This window comes from Azohydromonas caseinilytica (assembly GCF_012927045.1).
Taxonomy (GTDB): domain Bacteria; phylum Pseudomonadota; class Gammaproteobacteria; order Burkholderiales; family Burkholderiaceae_C; genus Azohydromonas; species Azohydromonas caseinilytica.
On sequence record NZ_JABBFW010000006.1, the window covers coordinates 237,330 to 257,543 of the forward strand.

Genomic DNA, 20,214 nt, shown 5'->3' on the forward strand with positions numbered 1-20,214 from the left:
GGATTGAGGCGCCGCCGCTTCAGCGCGCCGCCACGGATTGCGAAACAGGCTGGGGCTGCCAGCCGCCGCCCAGCGCGCGCAGCAGCGCGACCTGCGCCTCCAGGCTGCGCGCCTGCAGCTCGGCGGCCAGGCGGCGCTGCGCCAGCAGCGGCCCTTCGGCGCTGAGCACGGTCAGCTGGCTGGACAGCCCCGCGCCGTAGCGCTGCACCGCCAGCCGGTAGGCGGCTTCGGCGCTGTCCTGCGCGGCGGCCTGCTCGCGGCGCTGCGCCTGCAGCGACTGCAGCGTCGCCAGCGCGTCGGCGGCCTCGCGCACCGCCTCCAGCAGCGCGTTGTTGTAGGCCAGCACCGCGGCGTCAAGCTCGGCCTGGCGGCCGTGCAGCTGCGCGCGCAGGCGCCCGGCATCGAACAGCGGCAGCCGGATCGCCGGGCCCACGCCGTACTGGCGGCTGCCGGCCTCGATGAGCCGGTCCAGCCCGATGGCGTTGAAGCCGATGAAGGCGGTCAAATTGACGTCCGGATAGAACTGCGCGCGCGCCGCCTTCACGTCCTGCACCGCGGCTTCCACGCGCTCGCGCGCGGCCGCGATGTCGGCGCGCCGGCCCAGCAGGTCGGCACCCAGCACGCCCGGCAGCGCCAGCGGTTTCAATTCGCCCAGACGGGCATCGAGCGACTGCAAGGCCTGGGGCGGCTGCGCGGTCAGCGCGGCAAGCTGATGGCGCGCCAGCGCGATCTGCTCATCAAGCTGCTCGATCTGCAGCCGGGCCTCGGGCAATCCGCCCTCGCTCTGGCGCAGCTCCACGGTGGTGTCCAAGCCGTTCTGGACGCGCTGGCGCACCAGGCCCAGCAGCGATTCGCGCTGCGCCAGCGTCTGGCGCGCCACCTCGCGCTGCGCCTGAAGCCGGGCCAGCCCGACGTAGGCGCGCGTCACCTGCGCGGCCAGCAGCACGCGCGCGGCGTCGGCATCGGCGCGCGCGGCGCGCTCGCTGCCCAGCGCCGCGGCCAGCTCGGCACGGTGGCGGCCAAAGAAATCCAGCTCCCACTGCAGCCCGGCCTGCAGCGTGCCCACGGTGAAGGTGCCGCCGCCCAGCGGCGGCGGGTAGATGCCGTTGGCGCTGAAGCGCTGGCGCGTGGCGTCGAAGCTGCCGCTGACGCTGGGCTGCGCGCGCGCACCCGCGGCCTCGGCCGCCGCCACGGCACGGGCGATGCGCGCCTGCGCCGCCTGCAGGTTGGGCTGTTCGGCCACGGCGCGATCGACCAGCGTGTCGAGCTGTGCGTCGTTGAAGCCCCGCCACCACGCCGGATCGACGCTCAGCGCCGTGGCGGCATCGGGCTGCAGCCCGACGGCGGGCGCGTCCAGCAGCGGCGCCTGCGGGCGGGACGGCCCCGGGCTGGCGCAGGCGGCGACGAAGAGCACGGCCGCCAGCGCGGCGGCCCGGAGGGCGAAGGCGTTCATTCGGATTCTTCTTCCTGGATCGGGGCCGCCGGCGCGGCCGACTGCACGGCCTCGGCGTTGGCCAGCATGCGGCGCAGCAGCGCCAGCAGCGTCTGCCACTCGTCATGGCTGAAGCCGGCCAGGTGCTCGTTGAGCACCGCCGACAGCACCTTGGGCACGTCGTCCGCCACGCGGCGCCCGGCGTCGGTGAGCGTGACGTTGACCACGCGCCGGTCCTCGGTGCTGCGGCAGCGGCCCACGAAGCCCTTGCGCTCCAGCCGGTCCAGCATGCGCGTGGCCGCGCCGGGATCGACGTTGATGTCGCGCGCCACCGTCGCCACGGTGGCGCAGCCGCCGGCCTTGAGCAGCACGAACAGCGGCATCCACTGCCCGTGCGTGAGCTCGTGCGGCGCCAGCCGTGCGTCCGCCTGCTGGGCGATGGACTGCAGCACGCGGCGCATCAGGTAGCCCACGCTGTCCTGCGCGCTGTAGGTGCCGCTGTAGAAGCTGACGGGAGTCGGGGTGCCGGGGGTGTCGGACATGATGGACGCGACAATAATTGCCTAGGCAATGTTTGTCAATGCAAGAACCCGACGCCGGACGGGGTCAGGAGGCCCCCTCCTACACTGGCGGGATGGCCCGAAACAGAAGCAAGACCCCGGACGACGGCCGTCCGCGCGCGCAGCGCGTGGGCGCGCTGGCGGCGTTGAAACCCTTCCTGAAGCCCTACCGCGGCCGCATCGCGCTGGCGGTGCTGCTGCTGGTGTGTGCCGCGGCGACGACGCTGGTGTTCCCGCTGGCCTTGCGCGGGCTCATCGACCAGGGGCTGATGCCGACCGAGCCCGGCGCGCGCGTGATGCAGCTGCGCGGGAACTTCCTGGCGCTGTTCGGCGTGGGCGTGGCGCTGGCGCTGTTCTCGGCCGGGCGCTTCTACATGGTGAGCTGGCTGGGCGAGCGCGTGACGGCGGACCTGCGCAGCGCCGTGTACGCGCGCGTGCTGCGCCAGGCGCCGGCCTTCTTCGAGCGCACCGCCACCGGCGAGGTGCTGAGCCGCCTGACCACCGACACCACGCTGGTGCAGACGGTGGTGGGGTCGAGCCTGTCGCTGGGGCTGCGCAACAGCGTGATGGGGCTGGGCGCGCTGGGCATGCTGGTGGTGACGAATCCGCGCGTGATGACGCAGGTGCTGGGCGTGCTGGTGCTGATCGTGCTGCCGTCGATCTACTTCGGGCGCCGCGTGCGGCGCCTGAGCCGGGCCAGCCAGGACCGCGTGGCCGACAGCAGTGCCATCGCCGCCGAGGTGCTCAATGCCATGCCGGTGGTGCAGGCCTACGGGCAGGAGGGGCGCGAGGCGGGGCGCTTCGCCGACGCCACCGAGCGCGCCTTCGACACCGCGCGCAACCGCACCCGGGTGCGCGCCTTCCTGGTGGCCTTCATCATTGCCACCACCTTCGGCGCGCTGCTGTGGGGGCTGTACCAGGGCACGCAGGCCGTGGTGGCCGGGCGCATCAGCGCCGGCCACCTCGGGCAGACGGTGGTCTACGTGATCATCCTGGTGGGCAGCGTGGCGGTGCTGTCGGAAGTGCATGGCGACCTGCTGCGCGCGGCCGGCGCCACCGAACGGCTGATGGAGCTGCTGCACGCGGATGCCGCCATCGAGCAAGCGGCCAACCCGCGCGCGCTGCCGCCGGCCCGGGGCGGCTCCGCAGTGCGTTTTCAGCATGTGCGCTTCAGCTATCCCTCGCGGCCGAACCAGCCGGCCCTCGACGGGCTGTCGCTGGACATTCGCCCCGGCGAGACGGTGGCGCTCGTGGGCCCCAGCGGCGCGGGCAAGAGCACGCTGCTGCAGCTGCTGCTGCGCTTCTATGACCCGCAGCAGGGCCGCATCACGCTTGACGGCGTGGAGCTGCGCGAGGCGGCGCTCGATGACTTGCGCGCGCGCATCGCGCTGGTGCCGCAGGACAGCGTGGTCTTCGCCGCCAGCGCGTTGGAGAACATCCGCTACGGCCGCCCCGAGGCCAGCGAGGAGGACGTGATCGCCGCGGCGAAGCTGGCGCATGCGCACGAGTTCATCGGCGCCCTGCCCGAGGGCTATCACACGCACCTGGGCGAGCGCGGCGTGCGGCTGTCGGGCGGGCAGCGCCAGCGCATCAGCATCGCGCGCGCCCTGCTCAAGAACCCGCCGCTGCTGTTGCTGGACGAGGCCACCAGCGCCCTCGATGCCGAGAGCGAGCGCATGGTGCAGGCGGCGCTGGACAGCGCCATGCGCGGGCGCACCACGCTCGTGATCGCGCACCGGCTGGCGACCGTGCAGCGCGCCGACCGCATCGTGGTGCTGGACGGCGGCTGCATCGTGGACAGCGGCACCCATGCCGAGCTGGTGGCGCGCGGCGGGCTGTACGCGCGGCTGGCGGCGATGCAGTTCGACCTGCGCCCGGCGGCGTAGCCGGGGGAAAGCGCGGTCGTCCGGTTCCCCTGCCGCAGCGTTGTGGGCATGCGCGCTGCTGACGCGTGAAGGGCGGGCGCAGGCCCGCTGACATCCACAAGCTTTCAGGAGAGCCTGATGAAGAAACGCACTCTCATGCCCGTCGCCGGGCTGTTGGCCGCCGCGGCCCTGGTCACCGGTTGCGCCAACACCGGCATGAGCGAAACCCAGCGCGGCACCGCCATCGGCGCGGGCGCGGGCGCGGTCACCGGTGCCGTCATCGGCCGCGCCACCGGCCACAACAACACCGCGCGCGGCGCGGTGATCGGCGGCGCGCTGGGGGCCATCGCCGGCAACGTCTGGTCGCGCCGCATGGAGGAAAAGCGCGTGGCGATGCAGCAGGCCACGCAGGGCACGGGCATCGAGGTCAGCCGCACGCCCAACGAGGAACTGAAGGTCAACGTGCCGGCCGACTTCAGCTTCGCCGTGGGCCGCGCCGACATCCAGCCGCAGATGCGCCCGGTGCTGGACCAGTTTGCCCGTGGCCTGGACGCCAACCAGGTGGTGCGCGTGGTCGGCCACACCGACAACACCGGCAGCGACGCCGTCAACAACCCGCTGTCGGTGAACCGCGCCAACGCCGTGCGCGACTACCTGGTGATGCGCGGCGTGCCCGCGGCGCGCATCACCACCGAGGGCCGCGGCAGCTACGAGCCCGTGGCCGACAACTCCAGCGAGGCCGGCCGCGCCCGCAACCGCCGCGTGGAGCTGTTCCTGCGGGATACGCAGCCGGCCGGTTGAGGTGTGTCAGGCGCCACGGTCGGCCCCGGCCGTGGCCCGGTGAATCCGGCGGGCGGCGGCAAGCCCCCTACACTGCGCGCCTTCGCAAGCCGCCCGCCCCATGAAGAGCTACCTCGAACTCGTCCAGACCGTCCTCGACCAGGGCAGCTGGCAGGACAACCGCACCGGCATCCGCACCCTGAGCCTGCCCGGCGCCATGCTGCGCTTCGACCTGCAGCAGGGCTTCCCCGCCGTCACCACCAAGAAGCTGGCCTTCAAGACCGCCATCGGCGAGCTCGTCGGCTTCCTGCGCGCCAGCCGCAACGCCGCCGAGTTCCGCGCCCTGGGCTGCAAGGTCTGGGACCAGAACGCCAACGAGAACCAGGCTTGGCTGGCCAACCCGTACCGCCTGGGCGAGGATGACCTCGGTCCCGTCTACGGCGTGCAGTGGCGCCAGTGGCCCGCCTACAAGCTGCTCGACGCGCAGGCCACGGCGCAGATCGAGGACGCGCTCAAGCGCGGCTACCGCCGTGTCGGCCTGGTGCAGGACGAGGCCGGCAGCACGCCCGGCGTGCTGCTCTACAAGGCCATCGATCAACTGCGCCAGTGCCTGGACACCATCGTCCACAACCCCGCGGATCGCCGCATCCTGTTCCACGGCTGGAACTGGGCGCAGATCGAGGAGATGGCGCTGCCGCCCTGCCACCTGCTCTACCAGTTCCTGCCCAACGCTGCCAAGCGCGAGATCTCGCTGTGCCTGTACGTGCGCAGCAACGACCTCGGCCTGGGCACGCCCTTCAACCTGGCCGAGGGCGCGGCGCTGCTGCACCTGGTGGGGCGGCTCACGGGCTACACGCCGCGCTGGTTCAGCTACTTCGTGGGCGACGCCCACATCTACGAGAACCACCTGGACATGCTGCGCGAGCAGCTGCAGCGCGAGCCGCTGCCGGCGCCGCGCCTGTTGCTGTCGGAGCGCATCCCCGACTTCGCCGCCACCGGCCGCTACGAGCCGGAGTGGCTGGAGCGGGTCGAGCCCGGCGACTTCCAGCTCGAAGGCTACCGGCACCACCCGCCGCTGACCGCGCCGATGGCGGTGTAAGGCGGGCGCCAGCAGGGCGGCCCCTACAATTCCGCGCCTTTCGAGCCGTAGTTTCTCAGTCCGTCTGTCGTTGGCCATTGAGGTATTCCGTTCGTCCTGAGGTATCGAAGGATGAACGGCCCCGGCTGTGAGGCCGCGACTGCAGCCTCCCGGATTCGCCCTTCGATGCGCCCGCAGGGCGCACCCTGCCCTGAGGTATCGAAGGGTCAGGGCGAACGGATCTGTTGGGTTCGGACAGCCCCATCTCTTTTCGTATACGGCCGCCGCCGGCGCGCCGTTCTGACCGCATGAAACTGACCCTGGTGGCCGCCGTGGCCCGCAACGGCGTGATCGGACGCGACAACGACATGCCCTGGCGCCTGCCCGAAGACCTGAAGCATTTCCGGCGCGTGACGCTGGGCGCGCCCGTGCTCATGGGCCGGCGCACCTGGGACTCGCTGCCCGCAGCCTTCAAGCCGCTGCCCGGGCGGCGCAATGTCGTCATCACCCGCAACCCGGACTGGCATGTCGAGGGCGCCGAGGCCGCGCCCTCGCTGGAGGCGGCGCTGCAGCGCCTGGCCGACGCGGCGGCGGTGTACGTGGTGGGCGGGGCGCAGCTCTATGCGCAGGCGCTGGAGCGGGCCGACGAGCTGGTGCTGACCGAGATCGACCGCGACTTCGAGGGCGACACCCGCTTTCCCGACTTCGACCGCGGCCGCTTCACCGAGGTGGCGCGCGAGACGCACCGCGCCGCGCCGCCCAACGACTTCGACTTCGCTTTCGTCACCTACCGACGCCAACGCTGACTGAACCCAGAGGGAGCAACAAGAACATGTCCGGCCACGGTTTCCACGTCCACGGTCCGCACGACCACGAGCTCGAACATGCCGCCCACCATGGGCAGAAGGACCCGTTCCAGGGCCGCATTGCCGTGACCACGGCGGTGCTGGCCACGGTGGGCGCGCTCTTCGGCTACATGGGCGGCGCCACGCAGGCCAACGCCACGCTCTACAAGAACAACGCCGCGATCAAGAAGACCGAGGCGTCGAACCAGTGGAACTACTTCCAGGCCAAGAGCAGCAAGCAGAACCTCTCGGAGCTGGCGCTGGTGCTGGTGCCCGAGGAGAAGAAGCCCGAGGTGCAGAAGGAGATCGACCGCTACAAGTCGGAGAAGGCCGAGATCAGGGAAGGCGCCGAGAAGCTGGAGTTGGAGTCGCGCGACTGGGACCGGCAGTCCGACGAGCAGATGCACCTGCACCACCGCTGGGCGCAGGCCACCACCGCGCTGCAGGTGTCCATCGCGCTGGCGGCCATCACGCTGCTGACGCGGCGCAAGTGGCTGGAGATCGGCATGTACGGCGTTGCCGGCGTCGGCGGGCTGCTGGGAGTGGCGGCGGCGCTGCATCTGTAAGAAGGAAAGCGGGCGACTGACAAGCAGTCGCCCTTCTCTTCCGGCACCGCGCGCGGCGCGGTGGTCAATGCAGCGTATACGGCCGCATCGCCTCCGGCGTGCGCATGTCGGCGGGCATCTCGAAGCTGCCCAATGCCGCGCCGCGCATGCATTCGGGCTCCTGCGGCAACCCGCTGCGGTCGCTGTAGTCGTGGGTGGACTGGGCCTGGCGCTCGGCCTGGGCCCGGGGCACGGCGGTGGCGCAGGCCACGTCCAGCGCCGTGACGCCGGCCACTGCCACCATGGCCGACACCGCGCGCGTGCGCTGCACATCGTCGCCCGAGGCGGCGCGGGTGCCCAGGGTGGCGAGGTCCAGCGCGTCGCCCGCGACGCGCGCCCACAGCCAGGGCGTGGGGTTCTTCGAGAGCAGCAGCCCCACCCCCACCGCCACCTCGCGCCAGCCATAGGCCTTCACCAGCGCGTCGTGCCCGTGCAGGCCGGTGGCGCGCCCCATCAGCCGCGGCATCAGCACCTCGGCCAGGCCCAGCCCGATGCTGAACCAGCCCAGCCCGCGCGCCAGGCGGCGCGAGGGCAGCATGTGGCCGTCGTCCACCCTCGCGTCGTGGCGCTGCTGCGCCGGCGCGTGCGGGCTGTACACGCCGCTGGGGACGCCGCTTTCGCTCGGAAAACGCTGCTGCTCATCCATCACAAGGCTCCTTGCTGCTGTGGTCCGAAAGGCCGTTTTCAGGGCTTGAGCACGACCTTGATGCAGCCATCCTGCTTGTCGCGGAAGGTGGTGTACATCTGCGGCCCTTGCTCCAACCCGACGGTGTGGGTAATGACGAAGGAGGGGTCGATCTGCCCTTCCTGGATGCGGCGCAGCAGGTCGTCGGTCCAGCGGTTGACGTGGGTCTGGCCGGTGCGCAGCGTCAGGCCCTTGTTCATGAGCGCGCCGAAGGGCACCTTGTCGATGAGCCCGCCGTAGACGCCGGGAATGGACAGCGTGCCGGCCGGGCGGCAGACGTAGATCATCTCGCGCAGCACATGGGCGCGGTCCGACTCCAGCATCAGCGCCTGCTTGGCGCGGTCGTAGACCGAGTCGATCGTGCGCGTGGCATGGGCCTCCATGCCGACGGCGTCGATGCACTTCTCCGGGCCCTTGCCCTGGGTGAGCTCGGCCAGGCGCTCCAGCACGCTCTCGTTGTCGAAGTCGATGGTGATGGCGCCGCCGGCGCGCGCCATGGCCAGGCGCTCGGGCACGTGGTCAATGCAGATCACCTGCTGGGCGCCCAGCAGCAAGGCGCTGCGCACCGCGAACTGCCCGACCGGCCCGGCGCCCCAGATCGCCACGGTATCGGTGGGCTGGATGTCGCACTGCACCACGGCCTGCCAGCCGGTGGGGAAGATGTCGCCCAGGAAGAGCACCTGCTCGTCGGTCAGCCCGTCAGGGACCTTCACCGGCGTGACGTCGGCGAAGGGCACGCGCACGTACTCGGCCTGGCCGCCGGGATAGCCGCCGGTGAGGTGGGTGTAGCCGAACAGGCCGGCGGTGGTGTGGCCGAAGACCTTGTCGGCCACGTCCTTGTTGCGGTTGCTGCGCTCGCAGACGCTGAAGTTGCCGCGCCGGCACTGGTCGCACTCGCCGCAGCAGATGGTGAAGGGCACCACCACGCGGTCGCCGACCTTGAGCTTCTTGTTGTCGGCGCCGACCTCGACCACCTCGCCCATGAACTCGTGGCCGACGATGTCGCCCTCCTTCATGCCGGGCATGAAGCCGTCGAAGAGGTGCAGGTCCGAGCCGCAGATGGCGCAGGAAGTGACCTTGATGATGGCGTCGCGGCCGTCCTCGATCTTGGGATCGGGCACCGTGTCGCAACGAATGTCCTTCTTGCCGTGGTAGCAGAGTGCGCGCATCGCCATCCTTTCCTGGGTTGATGTCGGGTGCGGCTTGGGCGGCAAGGGGCGTTCCTGAGCTTTCCAGCATCACCGGCTTGGTGGAGCCTTGCTCGGAAAATCCGACCAAAGTCATATTGACGGCTTTACGATATTCATGTCCGCTGGTGGTATTGAAAATTTATCAGTGGTTTTGTAATCCAGCTTGCGGAGCGCGACCGCCATGGCCTTCTTTCAATACATGGGCCCCCTGGGTACATTCACCAATCAACCGGCCGTCGATGGCGGTACGGCGGCGCGCATGGCCTCGCCGCCGCCCGGACCGATAGGCACCAGCGATGCCCGCCAGGATTTCGAGACTGCCTTTGATTTTCTGCAGGCCGAAATATCCAATGCGGGCGCCATCGCCGCCATGGATGGCGCGGCACGCGCTCAATATGACCGACTGCTGCGTGAATTCAGGAATGATCTGCTCGACCGGGTCAACAAAGGCCAAATCACATGGCGTGAGGCGGCGCAACAGGCACGCCATATGCGCGACGACGTCATGCAGGTACTGCGTCAGCGCAGCACACCCGTGGGCCGTGCGTTGGCGGAAGCACTGAAGCCGCAAAGCCCCACCTTGAATGCCCTGATAGCCCGGAAAACAGTCGAGTTGTTCGGCCGGGAGGCGGATTTCACCCGGCTGAGCCTGGCGCAGCGCCACCAGGTCTATGCCGCCATCGTCGAGTCCGCGGGCAAATCCAACCCGCGCATCACGGCCCGGATGCGCACGGTGTCCCGGGCCGGGCGTGGGCTGCTGGTGCTGTCGCTGGCGCTGTCGGTCTACACGGTGGCGACCGCCGAGGACAAGGCCGCGGCAGTTGTGCACGAGGGCGCCATCACGGGCGCCGGCATTGCCGGCGGCCTGGCAGGCGGCGCGCTGGCCGGACTGGCTTGCGGCCCGGGTGCGCCGGTGTGCGTGACCGTGGGGGCCTTCATCGGGGGCGCCACGGCTGCGCTGGGCGTGGATTTCTTCTGGAGCGATTGATGGACCTGTCCGGCGACCTCACGCTGCGTCCCCGGAGCACCGGCCAGGACGAGCTCTGCAGCGAGGTACTGCTCGCCGGCCATCCCTGCGGCACCGTCGTCTCGGGCCAGGTGCTGGAAGCCGCCGTCCGCTGCCCCGGTGGCTGGCTGCTGTTCGTGACGGACGGCGTTCCCTTCGAGGACATGCTGTCGGTCCACCTGCTGAACCGGGAAGGCCGCCTGCTGGATTCGGCCCGCATCGGCGGCCCCTACACCACCGGCTCCTTTGCCAACCTGCGCCTGGAGCCGCCCGGGACGGTGCATTTCGACTTCATCGACAATGCCCGCTGGAGCGTGCGCCTGCTGCAGCAGCCCCGCCCTGCGCTGCCCTGGCTGCCCGACATGCCGGGCGTCTGGCGCGGGCCCCGGCTGCAGCGCCACTTCGAAATACACCGCGACCCTATTCCAACTGCTTCATGAAACTCGCCACCTGGAACGTCAATTCCCTTTCCGTGCGCCTGCCGCAGTTGCTGGAGTGGCTGCAGGCCCATCCGGTGGATGCCATCGTGCTGCAGGAGACGAAACTCACCGACGACAAATTCCCGCACGAGGCGCTGTCTGCAGCCGGCTATCACGCGCAATGGTTCGGGCAGCGCACCTACAACGGCGTGGCGCTGCTGTCGCGCCAGCCCGTGGCCGACGTGCAGCGCAATATCCCGGGTTTCGAAGACCCGCAGGCGCGCGTGATTGCCGGCTCATTGCCCTGCGCCGACGGGCAGCCGCTGCGCTTCATCGGCGGCTATTTTCCCAACGGCCAGGCGCCGGGCTCGGAGAAATTCGCCTACAAGATGGCGTGGCTGGAGGCGCTGCGCGAATGGCTCAAGGCGCAACTGGTTGAATATCCGCGCCTGGTATTGGGCGGGGATTTCAACATCGCGCCCGAGGACCGCGACGTGCACGACCCCGTGGCCTGGGCCGGTCAGATCCATTGCACGCCCGAGGAGCGCGCGCATTTCCAGGCGCTGGCCGGGCTGGGGCTGGCGGATGCGTTCCGGCTTTTCGACCAGCCGCCGCGGCTGTGGAGCTGGTGGGACTACCGCAACCTCGCCTTCCGCAAGAACCAGGGACTGCGCATCGACCACATCCTGGTCAGCGAGGCGCTGCGCCCCCTGGTGCGCGGCTGCCTCATCGACAAGGCGCCGCGCAAGAACGAGCGGCCCAGCGACCACGCGCCGGTGGTGGTGGAACTGGACTGCTGAACGAGTCCGCTGTCCCACCCCGGCGCGTGGCCCGCGGGCCGCGCCACGGCCTCAGCGCCGGAAGCCGCCCTCCACCGTGAAGAACTGCGGGTTGAGCTTGGCCAGCGGCTCGCGCAGCTTCTCCAGCTCCGCCGCTGGCGCGTGCACTTCCACCCGCGTGACGTCCGAGATCTTCAGCGCCTTCTGCAGCACCGGGCCCACGTTGTCCAGGTGCGCCAGCAGCGCCTGGGCATCCACGTAGCCCTCGCGGCAGTGCACGGTGTTGCCATCGAAGCTGAAGGCGTAGTGCAGGCAGCCGGGCTCGTTGCGCGTGCGCTCCTCGAACTCGGCGCACAGCCGTTTGAAATCGTCCAGGCGGCCCTCGTGGACCTTGAAGTACGGCACCAGGGTGCAGCAGGTGTCGGCCATGTTGAAAAGTCTCCCGAAATCGTTTGCGCGGCACGGCGCCGCCGGGGCATTGTGGGCGCATCCCGTCACCCTGGGATTCGGCAGCTTCCCCGGCGTTGCGGCCACGCGCCATCGGGGGCCAAGCCGCCTCCGTGAGCAGCGCGGCACGCCGGTTGCACGACGCCCGGCCCCGGGCCGTGTCCGGCACACCCGTTCCGACAAGGAGGAGACCGATGAACCCACAGCAGCTCCAGGGCATCGACCTGCCCGGCTTCGGACCCATCCAGGCGGTGCAGGCCGAGGTGGTCGAGGTCTCGGGCCTGGCGCTGCGCGACGGCCTCTGGCGCATCGGCCGGCTGCAGTTGCGCGGCGTGGAGTTGCGCACGCCGCTGCTGGCGCTGCGCGCCGGCCAGGTGTTGCTGCGCGGGCTCAGCGTGCGGCTCGCGGCGGCGTCAGGGCCCCTGCCCAGCGGCCCGGCCCGGGCCGCACCCGTCCCGCTGCAGGCCCTGGGCCTGGAGGCGCTGGAGGTGCAGGACGCGGTGGTGGAGCTGGCCCGGGTACCCTCGCCCGCCAGCGCCGGCGCCCAGGCGCAGTGGCAGCTGAGCGCGCTGGCCGGGCTCGATGGCCGCGTGCAGATGCACATCGACGACGCGGCCTGGGTGATGGACGCCGACGTGGGCATCGTCATCCAGGACGGGCGCATCGACTTCAACCGGCTCTCGGTCGAGCATGTGGGGCCGGACTCGCCCATGGGCATCAGCCACATGGGCATCTACGCCGACAGCCCCAAGGGGCGCGACTACCTGTTCCAGTTCGCAATGCCCCATGTGCCCGGAGCGCGCTTCGAGCAGCGTGGGGCGCTGTTCGGGGCGCGCATCACCGACCGCGGCACGCTGGACCTGGAGCCCTTCGTGCAGAGCCTGCTGCACAACGCCGGCTGCGGCACGCCGCTGGGCCGTCCGGGCAGCGACGCCGCGCCGGCCCTGCAGCGCACCCGCATGAGCGGCGAGCTGCGCCTGGGCGACGGCGTGCTGGGCACGCGGCGCCAGCACATCGAGCTGGCCGGCCAGGCCCAGGGACGCAACCACGTGGGCCTGTCGGCGGCGGTGATGGGCCGGCAGGTCGTGATGCGGCTGCCGAGCCTGTACGCGGCGCGCGCGCTGTTCTCGCTGCTGGGGCTCGATGGCGGCAGCGGGCCCATCAGCGGCGTGGTCAGCATCACGGCCAGCTCACCGGGCAACGGCCCGGCGCTGCGGCTGGCGGCGGAGCGGCTGACGGTGGAAGGCGTGCGGCTGGGGGACGGCGGCGCCCAGGCATTCCGTTCGGGCTGAGCCCTTCGACAAGGCCTGTCCTGAGCCTGCCGAAAGGCCCAGGACGAACGGAAAAGGACTACAGCAGCACGATGTCGTACTGCTCCGGGTTCATGGTCGGCTCGGCCGACAGCGAGATGGGCTTGCCGATGAACTCCGACAGGCCCGCCAGGTGCGGGCTTTCCTCGTCCAGCAGCATCTCCACCACCGCGGCGCTGGCCACGACGCGGAACTCCTTGGGATTGAACTGCCGCGCCTCGCGCAGGATCTCGCGCAGCACGTCGTAGCACACGCTGCGCGCGGTCTTGACCTGGCCGCGGCCGCCGCAGGTGGGGCACGGCTCGCACAGCATGTGCGCCAGCGACTCGCGCGTGCGCTTGCGCGTCATCTCCACCAGCCCCAGCTGCGTGAAGCCGCTCACCGTGGTCTTGGTGCGGTCGCGGCTGAGCTGCTTGCGGAACTCGGCCAGCACGGCGCCTTGGTGCTCGTCGCGCGCCATGTCGATGAAGTCCACGATGATGATGCCGCCCAGGTTGCGCAGCCGCAGCTGCCGCGCGATGGCGCCCGCGGCCTCCAGGTTGGTCTTGAAGATCGTGTCGTCGAAGTTGCGCGCGCCCACGAAGCCGCCGGTGTTGACGTCGATGGTCGTCAGCGCCTCGGTCTGGTCGATGATCAGGTAACCACCACTCTTGAGATCGACGCGCCGCGCCAGCGCGCGCTCGACCTCGGCGTCGATGTTGTAGAGGTCGAAGATCGGGCGCTCGCCCTTGTAGAGCTCGAGCTTTTGCACCGAGCCGGGCGTGAACTGCTCGCCGAAGGCTTGCAGGTGATCGAACTGCAGCCGCGAGTCGATGCGGATGGCGGCGGTCTGCTCGTTGCTCAGGTCGCGCAGCACGCGCTCGGCGAGGTTGAGGTCCTGGTGCAGCAGCGTGCCCGGCGGCACGCTGAAGGCGCGCTCGCGGATCGCGGCCCAGGTCTTGCGGCCATACGCGATGTCGTCGGCCAGCTCGGCATCCGTCGCGTCCTCGGCGTTGGTGCGCAGGATGAAGCCACCGCCACCGCCGCTCTCGCGCGTGCCCACCAGCGCCTGCATGCGCTGGCGCAGCTGCTCGCGCAGCTCGTGCGAGCCGATCTTCTGCGAGATGCCGATGTGGTCATCCTGCGGAAGGTGCACGAGCAACCGTCCGGCGATGCTGATCTGCGTGGACAGCCGCGCGCCCTTGGTGCCGATGGGGTCCTTGATGACCTGCACCATCAGGCTCTGGCCCTCGAACACCTGGCGCTCGATGGGCACGGGCGCGTGGCCGTTGCCGGGCTCGAAGCGGCTGTGGCCGACGAGGTCGGCCACGTGCAGGAAGGCCGCGCGCTCCAGCCCGATGTCGATGAAGGCGCTTTGCATGCCGGGCAGCACGCGCGCGACCTTGCCGAGGTAGATGTTGCCCACCAGCCCGCGCTCCAGCGCGCGCTCGATGTGCAGCTCCTGGACGGCGCCGTTTTCGACGATGGCCACGCGCGTCTCCTGCGGGGCCCAGTTGATGAGGATGTCTTGCATGCGCTGCAGCCGCTGCCGCAGGGCGGATTCTCAGAAACGCACTCGCGCTTGCCGCAGCAGCCTGGCCGTCTCGTGGAGGGGCAAACCCATGATACCGGAGTAGCTCCCCTCGACATGGGCCACGAAGGCCGCGATGCGGCCCTGGATGGCATAGGCGCCGGCCTTGCCGAAGGGCTCGCCGCTGGCGATGTAGGCCTCGATGTCGGCCTCCTCCAGCGGCGCGAAGCGCACATGCGAGACGCTCAGCGCCTGCAGCACCTCCCCGCCGGCGGCCAGGGCGATGGCGGTGAGCACGCGGTGGGTGTGGCCGGAGAGCGCGCGCAGCATGGCGCGCGCCTCGTCGGCGTCCGCGGGCTTGCCCAGGATGCGCCGGCCCAGCGCCACGGTGGTGTCGGCGGCCAGCACGGGCACGTCGGGCAGGTTCAGGCGCCGGCGGCGCGCGCAGGCGGCATCGAGCTTGGCGCGGGTGACGCGCTGCACGTAGGCGTCGGGCGACTCCTGCGGCAGCACCGCCTCCAGCGCCTCGGCATCCTCATGCGCCTCGGGCAGCAGCAGGTCGTGCGCCACGCCGATCTGCTGCAGCAACTGGCGCCGGCGCGGGCTCTGGGAGGCGAGGAGGATGTGGTCGTGACCGGTCATGTCATTCGCGCCCGTTCGCCCTGGGCTTGTCGAAGGGCCCGCAGGCTTGCAATACGGCAGGGCTCCGACAGGCTCGGACCGAACGGGAATCTTCGGTTTGGAAAGGGAGCGCCCGGCTCACTCCCGGTGATACGGATGGTTCACCGTCAGCGACCAGGCGCGGTACAGCCCCTCGGCAAGCAGGATGCGCACGAAGGCGTGCGGCAGCGTCAGCTCGGACAGGCGCATGGTCTCGTCGGCAGTGGCCTTGAGCCCGGGATCGAGCCCGTCCGGGCCGCCGATGAGGAAGGCCACGTCGCGGCCGTCGCCCATCCAGAAGCGCAGCCGCTCGGCCAGCGCCACGGTGGTGAGCCGCGTGCCGCGCTCGTCCAGCACCACGCGCCGCGCGCCCTTGGGAATGGCGGCCTCGATGCGCTGCGCCTCGGCCGCCATCAGCGCCGCGGGCGGCTTGCCCGTGGTGCGCGGCTCGGCCTTGAGCGCCTTGAGCTCCAGCCGCAGTTCGGGCGGGAAGCGCTTGGCGAAGTCCTCGTAGGCCGCCTCGGCCCAGGCCGGCTGGCGCTGGCCGATGGCGGCGATCAACAAGCGCACGGGCTACGGTTCAGGCGCGGGCGGCCTTGCGGGCCGGCGCCCTCTTGGCAGCAGGCGCCTTCTTGGCAGCCACCGCCGTCTTGGCCCCGGCCTTCTTGGCGGGCGCCTTCTTCGCCGCCGCCTTCTTGGCCGGGGCGTTCACCACCACGCGCTGGTCGGGCACGGCCTTGGCGACAGGCGTCTTGCGTGCCGCGGTCTTGGTGCCCACGGTGCGCGTGACGGCCTTCTTCGCTGCCGCCTTCTTGGCCGGCGCGGCCGCCTGGGTGGCGGGCGCGGCCCTCTTGGCGGCCGGGGCCTTCTTCGCGGCGGCGGTGGTCTTCTTGGCGGCAGCCTTCTTGGCCGGCGCCTTGGTGCCCACGGTCTTCTTCACCGCGCCCAGCGCCGCCTTGCCGGCGGGGGTGCGCGCGGTGCGCGAGGCGTGGGCGGTTTCCTCCACATCCTCGACATCGTCGTCCGAGGCCGAGGCCTTGGGCAGCGACTTGGCCGCACCGCCGAGCTTGAGCTTCACGGGCTTCTCGCCCCAGATCTCCTCGAGGTGGTAGTAGTCGCGGATGGCGGGCTGCATGATGTGGGCCACGGCGGCGCCGCAGTCCACGATGATCCATTCGCCGTTGTCCTCGCCCTCGGTGCGCATCACCTGCAGGCCGCGCGCCTTGACGGTGTCACGCACGCTGGAAGCCAGCGCCTTGGTCTGACGGTTGCTGGTGCCCGAGGCGATGATCACGCGCTCGAAGAGCGGTGAGAGGTGCTCGGTGTTGAAGACCACGATGTTCACGGCCTTCACGTCTTCGAGGCCATCGACGATGGCGCGTTGCAGCTTGCGGATGTCCATTCAGCTCCCGGTGTCCACCCGGTACAGGGCGTTCAGGTCAATATAGGCCGCGACCGCGGGGCCCACCAGCGAGGAAAGGTCCTCGCCGCGGGCCGCGCGGGCGCGGATGTCGGTTGACGCCACCGCCATGGGCGGCAGCGCCAGCGTTTCGATGCGATGCGGCACGGCGGCCACTTCGGGCGGGGCCCGCGGGGCGTCGCCGGCGCGGCCGGCCACGGCCAGCGTCACCAGCTTCAGCATGTCCCGCCAGTCCCGCCAGGTGTGCAGCCGCGCGTACTGGTCCTGCCCGACCACGAAAAACAGTTGGGCCCCGGGCAATTCCGAGGCCAGCTCACGCAGGGTGTCGATGCTGTAGCTGGGCCCGCTGCGGTGCAGCTCGCGCTCGTCGATGACGAAACCGGGCTCGCCCTGCAGCAGCAGCTTGAGCATGGCCACGCGGTGCGCCGCGGCACTGGGCGCCCGGCCCTGCGCCAGCTTTTGCCAGGGCTGCCCGGCGGGCAGCCAGCGCAGCTCGTCCAGCCGCAGCTCCTCGCGTGCCTGGCGGGCCAGCGCCAGGTGCGCCAGGTGTGGCGGGTCGAAGGTCCCGCCCAGCAGGCCGATGCGTCTCACTCGCTGAGCCAGTCGCGCGGGCGCAGGAAGTCGCTGTAGAGCCGCGCCTCCGCGCTGCCGGGTTGCGGATGCCAGTCGTAGCGCCACTTCACCAGCGGCGGCATCGACATCAGGATGCTCTCGGTGCGTCCGCCCGATTGCAGCCCGAAGAGCGTGCCACGGTCGAACACGAGGTTGAACTCGACGTAGCGCCCGCGGCGGTAGGCTTGGAAGTCGCGCTCGCGCTCGCCATAGGGCAGATCGCGGCGGCGCTCGACGATGGGCAGGTACGCGGGCAGGAAGGCCTCGCCCGCCGACTTCACCATCTCGAAGCTGCCTTGCGGCCCCAGCTCGCAGAAGTCGTCGAAGAAGATGCCGCCCACGCCGCGCGGCTCGTTGCGGTGCTTCAAAAAGAAGTACTCGTCGCACCAGGCCTTGAAGCGCGGATGCAGCGTGTCGCCGAAAGGCGCCAGCGCGTCGTGGCAGCTGCGGTGGAAGTGGCGCGCGTCTTCTTCAAAGCCGTAGTAGGGCGTGAGGTCCATGCCACCGCCGAACCACAGCACCGGCGCACCGCCGTCCTGCGGTTGCGCGGCGAACATGCGCACGTTCATGTGCACCGTGGGCACCAGCGGGTTGCGCGGATGCAGCACCAGCGACACGCCCATGGCCTCGAAGGCCGCGCCGGTCAGCTCGGGCCGGTGCTGCGTGGCCGAGGGCGGCAGCGTGCGGCCCTTCACGTGCGAGAAGTTGCAGCCGCCGCGCTCCAGCAGGTTGCCCTCCTCCACCAGCCGCGACAGGCCGTCGCCTTCGAGGCGGCCACCGGGCTCGCGCGTCCAGCCGTCGCTGCGGAAGGGCACGCCGTCGGCGGCTTCCAGCGCCGAGACGATGCGCTGCTGCAGGTCGAGCAGCCAGGCGCGCACGACGCTGGTGTCCAGCCCGTCGGCGATGCTGATGGCGGCCATGGCGTCAGCGCGGCTTGATGGCACGGTGGCCGATGTCCTTGCGAAACTGCGCGCCGTCGAACTGCACGCTCGCGAGCACGTCGTAGGCGCGCTGCTGCGCCTGCTTGGCCGACTCGCCCAGCGCCGTCACGCACAGCACGCGGCCGCCGCTGGTGACCACGCCCTGTTCGCCCAGCGTGGTGCCGGCGTGGAAGACCATCGCGTCCTCGGCCGGCGCAGGCAAACCGTGGATGGCGTCGCCCTTGCGCGGGTTCATCGGGTAGCCGGCGGCGGCCATCACCACGCCCAGCGCAAAGCGGCGGTCCCATTGCAGCTCGACCTTGTTGAGCGTGCCGTCGGTGGCGTGCAGCAGCACCTCCAGCAGGTCGCTCTTGAGACGCATCAGGATCGGCTGCGTCTCGGGGTCGCCCATGCGCGTGTTGAACTCCAGCGTCTTGACGTGGCCTTCGGGGCTGATCATCAGCCCGGCGTACAGGAAGCCCGTGAAGGGCTTGCCGTCGCGCGCCATGCCGGCGATGGTGGGCAGGATGATTTCGTGCATCGCCCGCGCATGCACGTTGGGCGTGACCACCGGCGCGGGCGAGTACGCGCCCATGCCGCCGGTGTTGGGGCCCTCGTCGGCATCGAGCAGCCGCTTGTGGTCCTGGCTGGTGGCCAGGGGCAGCACATGGTGGCCGTCGCACAGCACGATGAAGCTGGCTTCCTCGCCCTGCAGGAACTCCTCGATCACCACGCGCGCGCCGCCGGCGTTGTGCTGCACGCCCAGCTCGTTGCCTTCGAGCATGAAGTCGATGGCCTGGTGCGCCTCCTCCAGCGTCATGGCCACCACCACGCCCTTGCCTGCGGCCAGGCCGTCGGCCTTGACCACGATCGGCGCGCCCATGCGGTCCACGTAGGCATGGGCCGCCGCGGCGTCGGTGAAGCTCTCATACGCCGCGGTCGGGATGCCGTGGCGCTTCATGAAGTCCTTGGCGAAGGCCTTGGAGCTCTCCAGCTGCGCGGCGGCCCGGGTGGGGCCGAAGATGCGCAATTGGCGCTGGCGGAACACGTCCACCACGCCGGCGGCCAGCGGCGCCTCGGGGCCGACCACGGTCAGCGCAACCTTCTCGGCCTGGGCGAAGTCAGCCAGCTCGTTGACGTCGGTAAGCGGCACGTTGCGCAGGCGCGGGTCGGTGGCCGTGCCGCCGTTGCCCGGCGCGACGAACACCTGGTTGACGCGCGGCGACTGCGCCAGCTTCCAGGCCAGCGCGTGCTCGCGCCCGCCGCTGCCGATGACCAAAACCTTCATGCCTGTTCCTCGATCTCGGCGTTGTGATAGACGGCCTGGGTGTCGTCGAGGTCTTCGAGCACGTCCAGCAGCTTCTGCATGCGCTGCGCGTCCTCGCCGGCGAGCTCGATGGTGTTCTCCGCGCGCATGGTCACTTCCGCGACCTCGGGCTGGAAGCCGGCGCCGGCCAGCGCCTCCTTGACGGTCTCGAACTCGCCCGGGGCGGTCAGCACCTCGATGGAGCCGTCGTCACCGGTGATCACATCCTCGGCGCCGGCTTCGAGCGCCGCCTCCATCAGCTTGTCCTCGTCGGTGCCGGGCGCGAACAGCAGCTGGCCGCAGTGCTTGAACTGGAAGGCCACCGAGCCCTCGGTGCCCAGGTTGCCGCCGTACTTGCTGAAGGCGTGGCGCACCTCGGCCACGGTGCGCACGCGGTTGTCGGTCATGCAGTCCACGATGATCGCGGCGCCGCCGATGCCGTAGCCCTCGTACCGGATCTCCTCGTAGCTCACGCCTTCGAGGTTGCCGGTGGCCTTGTCGACGTTGCGCTTGATGGTGTCGGCCGGCATGTTGGCGGCCTTGGCCTTGTCGATGGCCAGCCGCAGCCGAGGGTTGGCGGAGATGTCACCCCCGCCCTGGCGTGCCGCGACCATGATCTCGCGGATCACGCGGGTCCAGACCTTGCCGCGCTTCTCGTCCTGGCGGCCCTTGCGGTGCTGGATGTTGGCCCATTTGGAATGTCCGGCCATCTTTGGCTGCTCCTCGCCGGCCCATGGGGCGTTCGGCTCTTGTGCTTGGTTAGACTGGCCTCGATTTTACCGGTC

At 70.6% G+C, this 20,214-nt stretch carries 22 protein-coding genes; 9 read left to right on the forward strand and 13 right to left on the reverse strand.

Annotated elements, in window-relative coordinates; translation table 11 throughout:
- Positions 1-19 precede the first annotated feature (19 nt).
- Positions 20-1,453, reverse strand: coding sequence for an efflux transporter outer membrane subunit (locus HHL10_RS11325; protein ID WP_169160455.1), 1,434 nt, complete (start codon positions 1,451-1,453; stop codon positions 20-22).
- Positions 1,450-1,974, reverse strand: a complete 525-nt coding sequence (locus HHL10_RS11330) for a MarR family winged helix-turn-helix transcriptional regulator (protein WP_169160456.1) — start codon at positions 1,972-1,974, stop codon at positions 1,450-1,452. The genes HHL10_RS11325 and HHL10_RS11330 overlap by 4 nt, the downstream gene beginning before the upstream one ends.
- 92 nt (positions 1,975-2,066) lie before the next feature.
- Between HHL10_RS11330 and HHL10_RS11335 the strand changes: the two genes are divergently transcribed.
- The 5 genes from HHL10_RS11335 to HHL10_RS11355 all read left to right on the forward strand — a co-directional run bounded on the left by HHL10_RS11335 (position 2,067) and on the right by HHL10_RS11355 (position 7,126).
- The gene (locus tag HHL10_RS11335) at positions 2,067-3,878 is read left to right on the forward strand and encodes an ABC transporter transmembrane domain-containing protein (RefSeq protein ID WP_169160457.1); all 1,812 of its coding nucleotides are present in this window, start codon (positions 2,067-2,069) and stop codon (positions 3,876-3,878) included.
- A gap of 117 nt (positions 3,879-3,995) precedes the next feature.
- On the forward strand, positions 3,996-4,658 hold the full coding sequence (locus HHL10_RS11340) for a YiaD family glycine zipper/OmpA-like lipoprotein (protein WP_169160458.1): 663 nt from the start codon (positions 3,996-3,998) through the stop codon (positions 4,656-4,658).
- A gap of 100 nt (positions 4,659-4,758) precedes the next feature.
- On the forward strand, positions 4,759-5,736 hold the full coding sequence (locus HHL10_RS11345) for a thymidylate synthase (protein ID WP_169160459.1): 978 nt from the start codon (positions 4,759-4,761) through the stop codon (positions 5,734-5,736).
- 287 nt (positions 5,737-6,023) lie between these two features.
- Positions 6,024-6,521, forward strand: a complete 498-nt coding sequence (locus HHL10_RS11350; RefSeq protein WP_169160460.1) for a dihydrofolate reductase — start codon at positions 6,024-6,026, stop codon at positions 6,519-6,521.
- A 26-nt stretch (positions 6,522-6,547) separates the two neighbouring features.
- Positions 6,548-7,126 (forward strand): DUF4337 domain-containing protein, encoded by a 579-nt coding sequence (locus tag HHL10_RS11355; protein ID WP_169160461.1) that lies wholly within the window; start codon positions 6,548-6,550, stop codon positions 7,124-7,126.
- A 64-nt stretch (positions 7,127-7,190) separates the two neighbouring features.
- Here the strand turns inward: HHL10_RS11355 and HHL10_RS11360 are convergent, their stop codons facing one another.
- Complete coding sequence (locus tag HHL10_RS11360; protein WP_235971336.1) at positions 7,191-7,811, reverse strand: hypothetical protein; 621 nt, start codon at positions 7,809-7,811, stop codon at positions 7,191-7,193.
- A gap of 38 nt (positions 7,812-7,849) precedes the next feature.
- Positions 7,850-9,019, reverse strand: coding sequence for a zinc-dependent alcohol dehydrogenase (locus tag HHL10_RS11365; protein WP_169160462.1), 1,170 nt, complete (start codon positions 9,017-9,019; stop codon positions 7,850-7,852).
- Positions 9,020-9,221: 202 nt separating this feature from the next.
- Between HHL10_RS11365 and HHL10_RS11370 the strand changes: the two genes are divergently transcribed.
- Genes HHL10_RS11370 through xth form a run of 3 tightly spaced genes read left to right on the forward strand, consistent with a single transcriptional unit; the run spans position 9,222 to position 11,265 of the window.
- The gene (locus HHL10_RS11370) at positions 9,222-10,028 is read left to right on the forward strand and encodes a hypothetical protein (protein ID WP_235971337.1); all 807 of its coding nucleotides are present in this window, start codon (positions 9,222-9,224) and stop codon (positions 10,026-10,028) included.
- Positions 10,028-10,486: a hypothetical protein gene (locus HHL10_RS11375; RefSeq protein WP_169160463.1), complete on the forward strand. Its 459-nt coding sequence runs from the start codon at positions 10,028-10,030 to the stop codon at positions 10,484-10,486. The genes HHL10_RS11370 and HHL10_RS11375 overlap by 1 nt, the downstream gene beginning before the upstream one ends.
- The gene (xth, locus tag HHL10_RS11380) at positions 10,483-11,265 is read left to right on the forward strand and encodes an exodeoxyribonuclease III (RefSeq protein ID WP_169160464.1); all 783 of its coding nucleotides are present in this window, start codon (positions 10,483-10,485) and stop codon (positions 11,263-11,265) included. Before HHL10_RS11375 ends, xth begins: the two co-directional genes overlap by 4 nt.
- A 51-nt stretch (positions 11,266-11,316) precedes the next feature.
- On the opposite strand, the gene HHL10_RS11385 is transcribed toward xth, so the two are convergent.
- Positions 11,317-11,673 (reverse strand): putative quinol monooxygenase, encoded by a 357-nt coding sequence (locus tag HHL10_RS11385; RefSeq protein ID WP_169160465.1) that lies wholly within the window; start codon positions 11,671-11,673, stop codon positions 11,317-11,319.
- Positions 11,674-11,885: 212 nt separating this feature from the next.
- On the opposite strand from HHL10_RS11385, the gene HHL10_RS11390 reads away from it, so the two are divergent.
- Complete coding sequence (locus HHL10_RS11390) at positions 11,886-12,983, forward strand: hypothetical protein (protein ID WP_169160466.1); 1,098 nt, start codon at positions 11,886-11,888, stop codon at positions 12,981-12,983.
- Positions 12,984-13,041: 58 nt separating this feature from the next.
- Here the strand turns inward: HHL10_RS11390 and rng are convergent, their stop codons facing one another.
- The 8 genes from rng to HHL10_RS11430 form a co-directional block, all read right to left on the reverse strand.
- Positions 13,042-14,514 (reverse strand): ribonuclease G, encoded by a 1,473-nt coding sequence (gene rng, locus HHL10_RS11395; RefSeq protein WP_169160467.1) that lies wholly within the window; start codon positions 14,512-14,514, stop codon positions 13,042-13,044.
- Positions 14,515-14,544: 30 nt separating this feature from the next.
- The gene (locus HHL10_RS11400; RefSeq protein WP_169160468.1) at positions 14,545-15,153 is read right to left on the reverse strand and encodes a Maf family protein; all 609 of its coding nucleotides are present in this window, start codon (positions 15,151-15,153) and stop codon (positions 14,545-14,547) included.
- 117 nt (positions 15,154-15,270) lie between these two features.
- Entirely contained in the window at positions 15,271-15,741 is a 471-nt protein-coding gene (gene rlmH, locus HHL10_RS11405; RefSeq protein WP_169160469.1) for a 23S rRNA (pseudouridine(1915)-N(3))-methyltransferase RlmH, read from the reverse strand.
- A 10-nt stretch (positions 15,742-15,751) separates the two neighbouring features.
- Complete coding sequence (gene rsfS / locus HHL10_RS11410) at positions 15,752-16,573, reverse strand: ribosome silencing factor (RefSeq protein ID WP_169160470.1); 822 nt, start codon at positions 16,571-16,573, stop codon at positions 15,752-15,754.
- A complete protein-coding gene (gene nadD / locus HHL10_RS11415) occupies positions 16,574-17,182 on the reverse strand; it encodes a nicotinate-nucleotide adenylyltransferase (protein WP_310734575.1) in 609 nt (202 codons plus the stop codon).
- Entirely contained in the window at positions 17,179-18,123 is a 945-nt protein-coding gene (hemF, locus tag HHL10_RS11420) for an oxygen-dependent coproporphyrinogen oxidase (RefSeq protein ID WP_169160471.1), read from the reverse strand. Before hemF ends, nadD begins: the two co-directional genes overlap by 4 nt.
- Before the next feature lie 4 nt (positions 18,124-18,127).
- Positions 18,128-19,411, reverse strand: coding sequence for a phosphoribosylamine--glycine ligase (gene purD / locus HHL10_RS11425; RefSeq protein WP_169160472.1), 1,284 nt, complete (start codon positions 19,409-19,411; stop codon positions 18,128-18,130).
- Positions 19,408-20,139, reverse strand: coding sequence for a YebC/PmpR family DNA-binding transcriptional regulator (locus HHL10_RS11430; protein ID WP_169160473.1), 732 nt, complete (start codon positions 20,137-20,139; stop codon positions 19,408-19,410). The genes purD and HHL10_RS11430 overlap by 4 nt, the downstream gene beginning before the upstream one ends.
- Between the last annotated feature and the right edge of the window lie 75 nt (positions 20,140-20,214).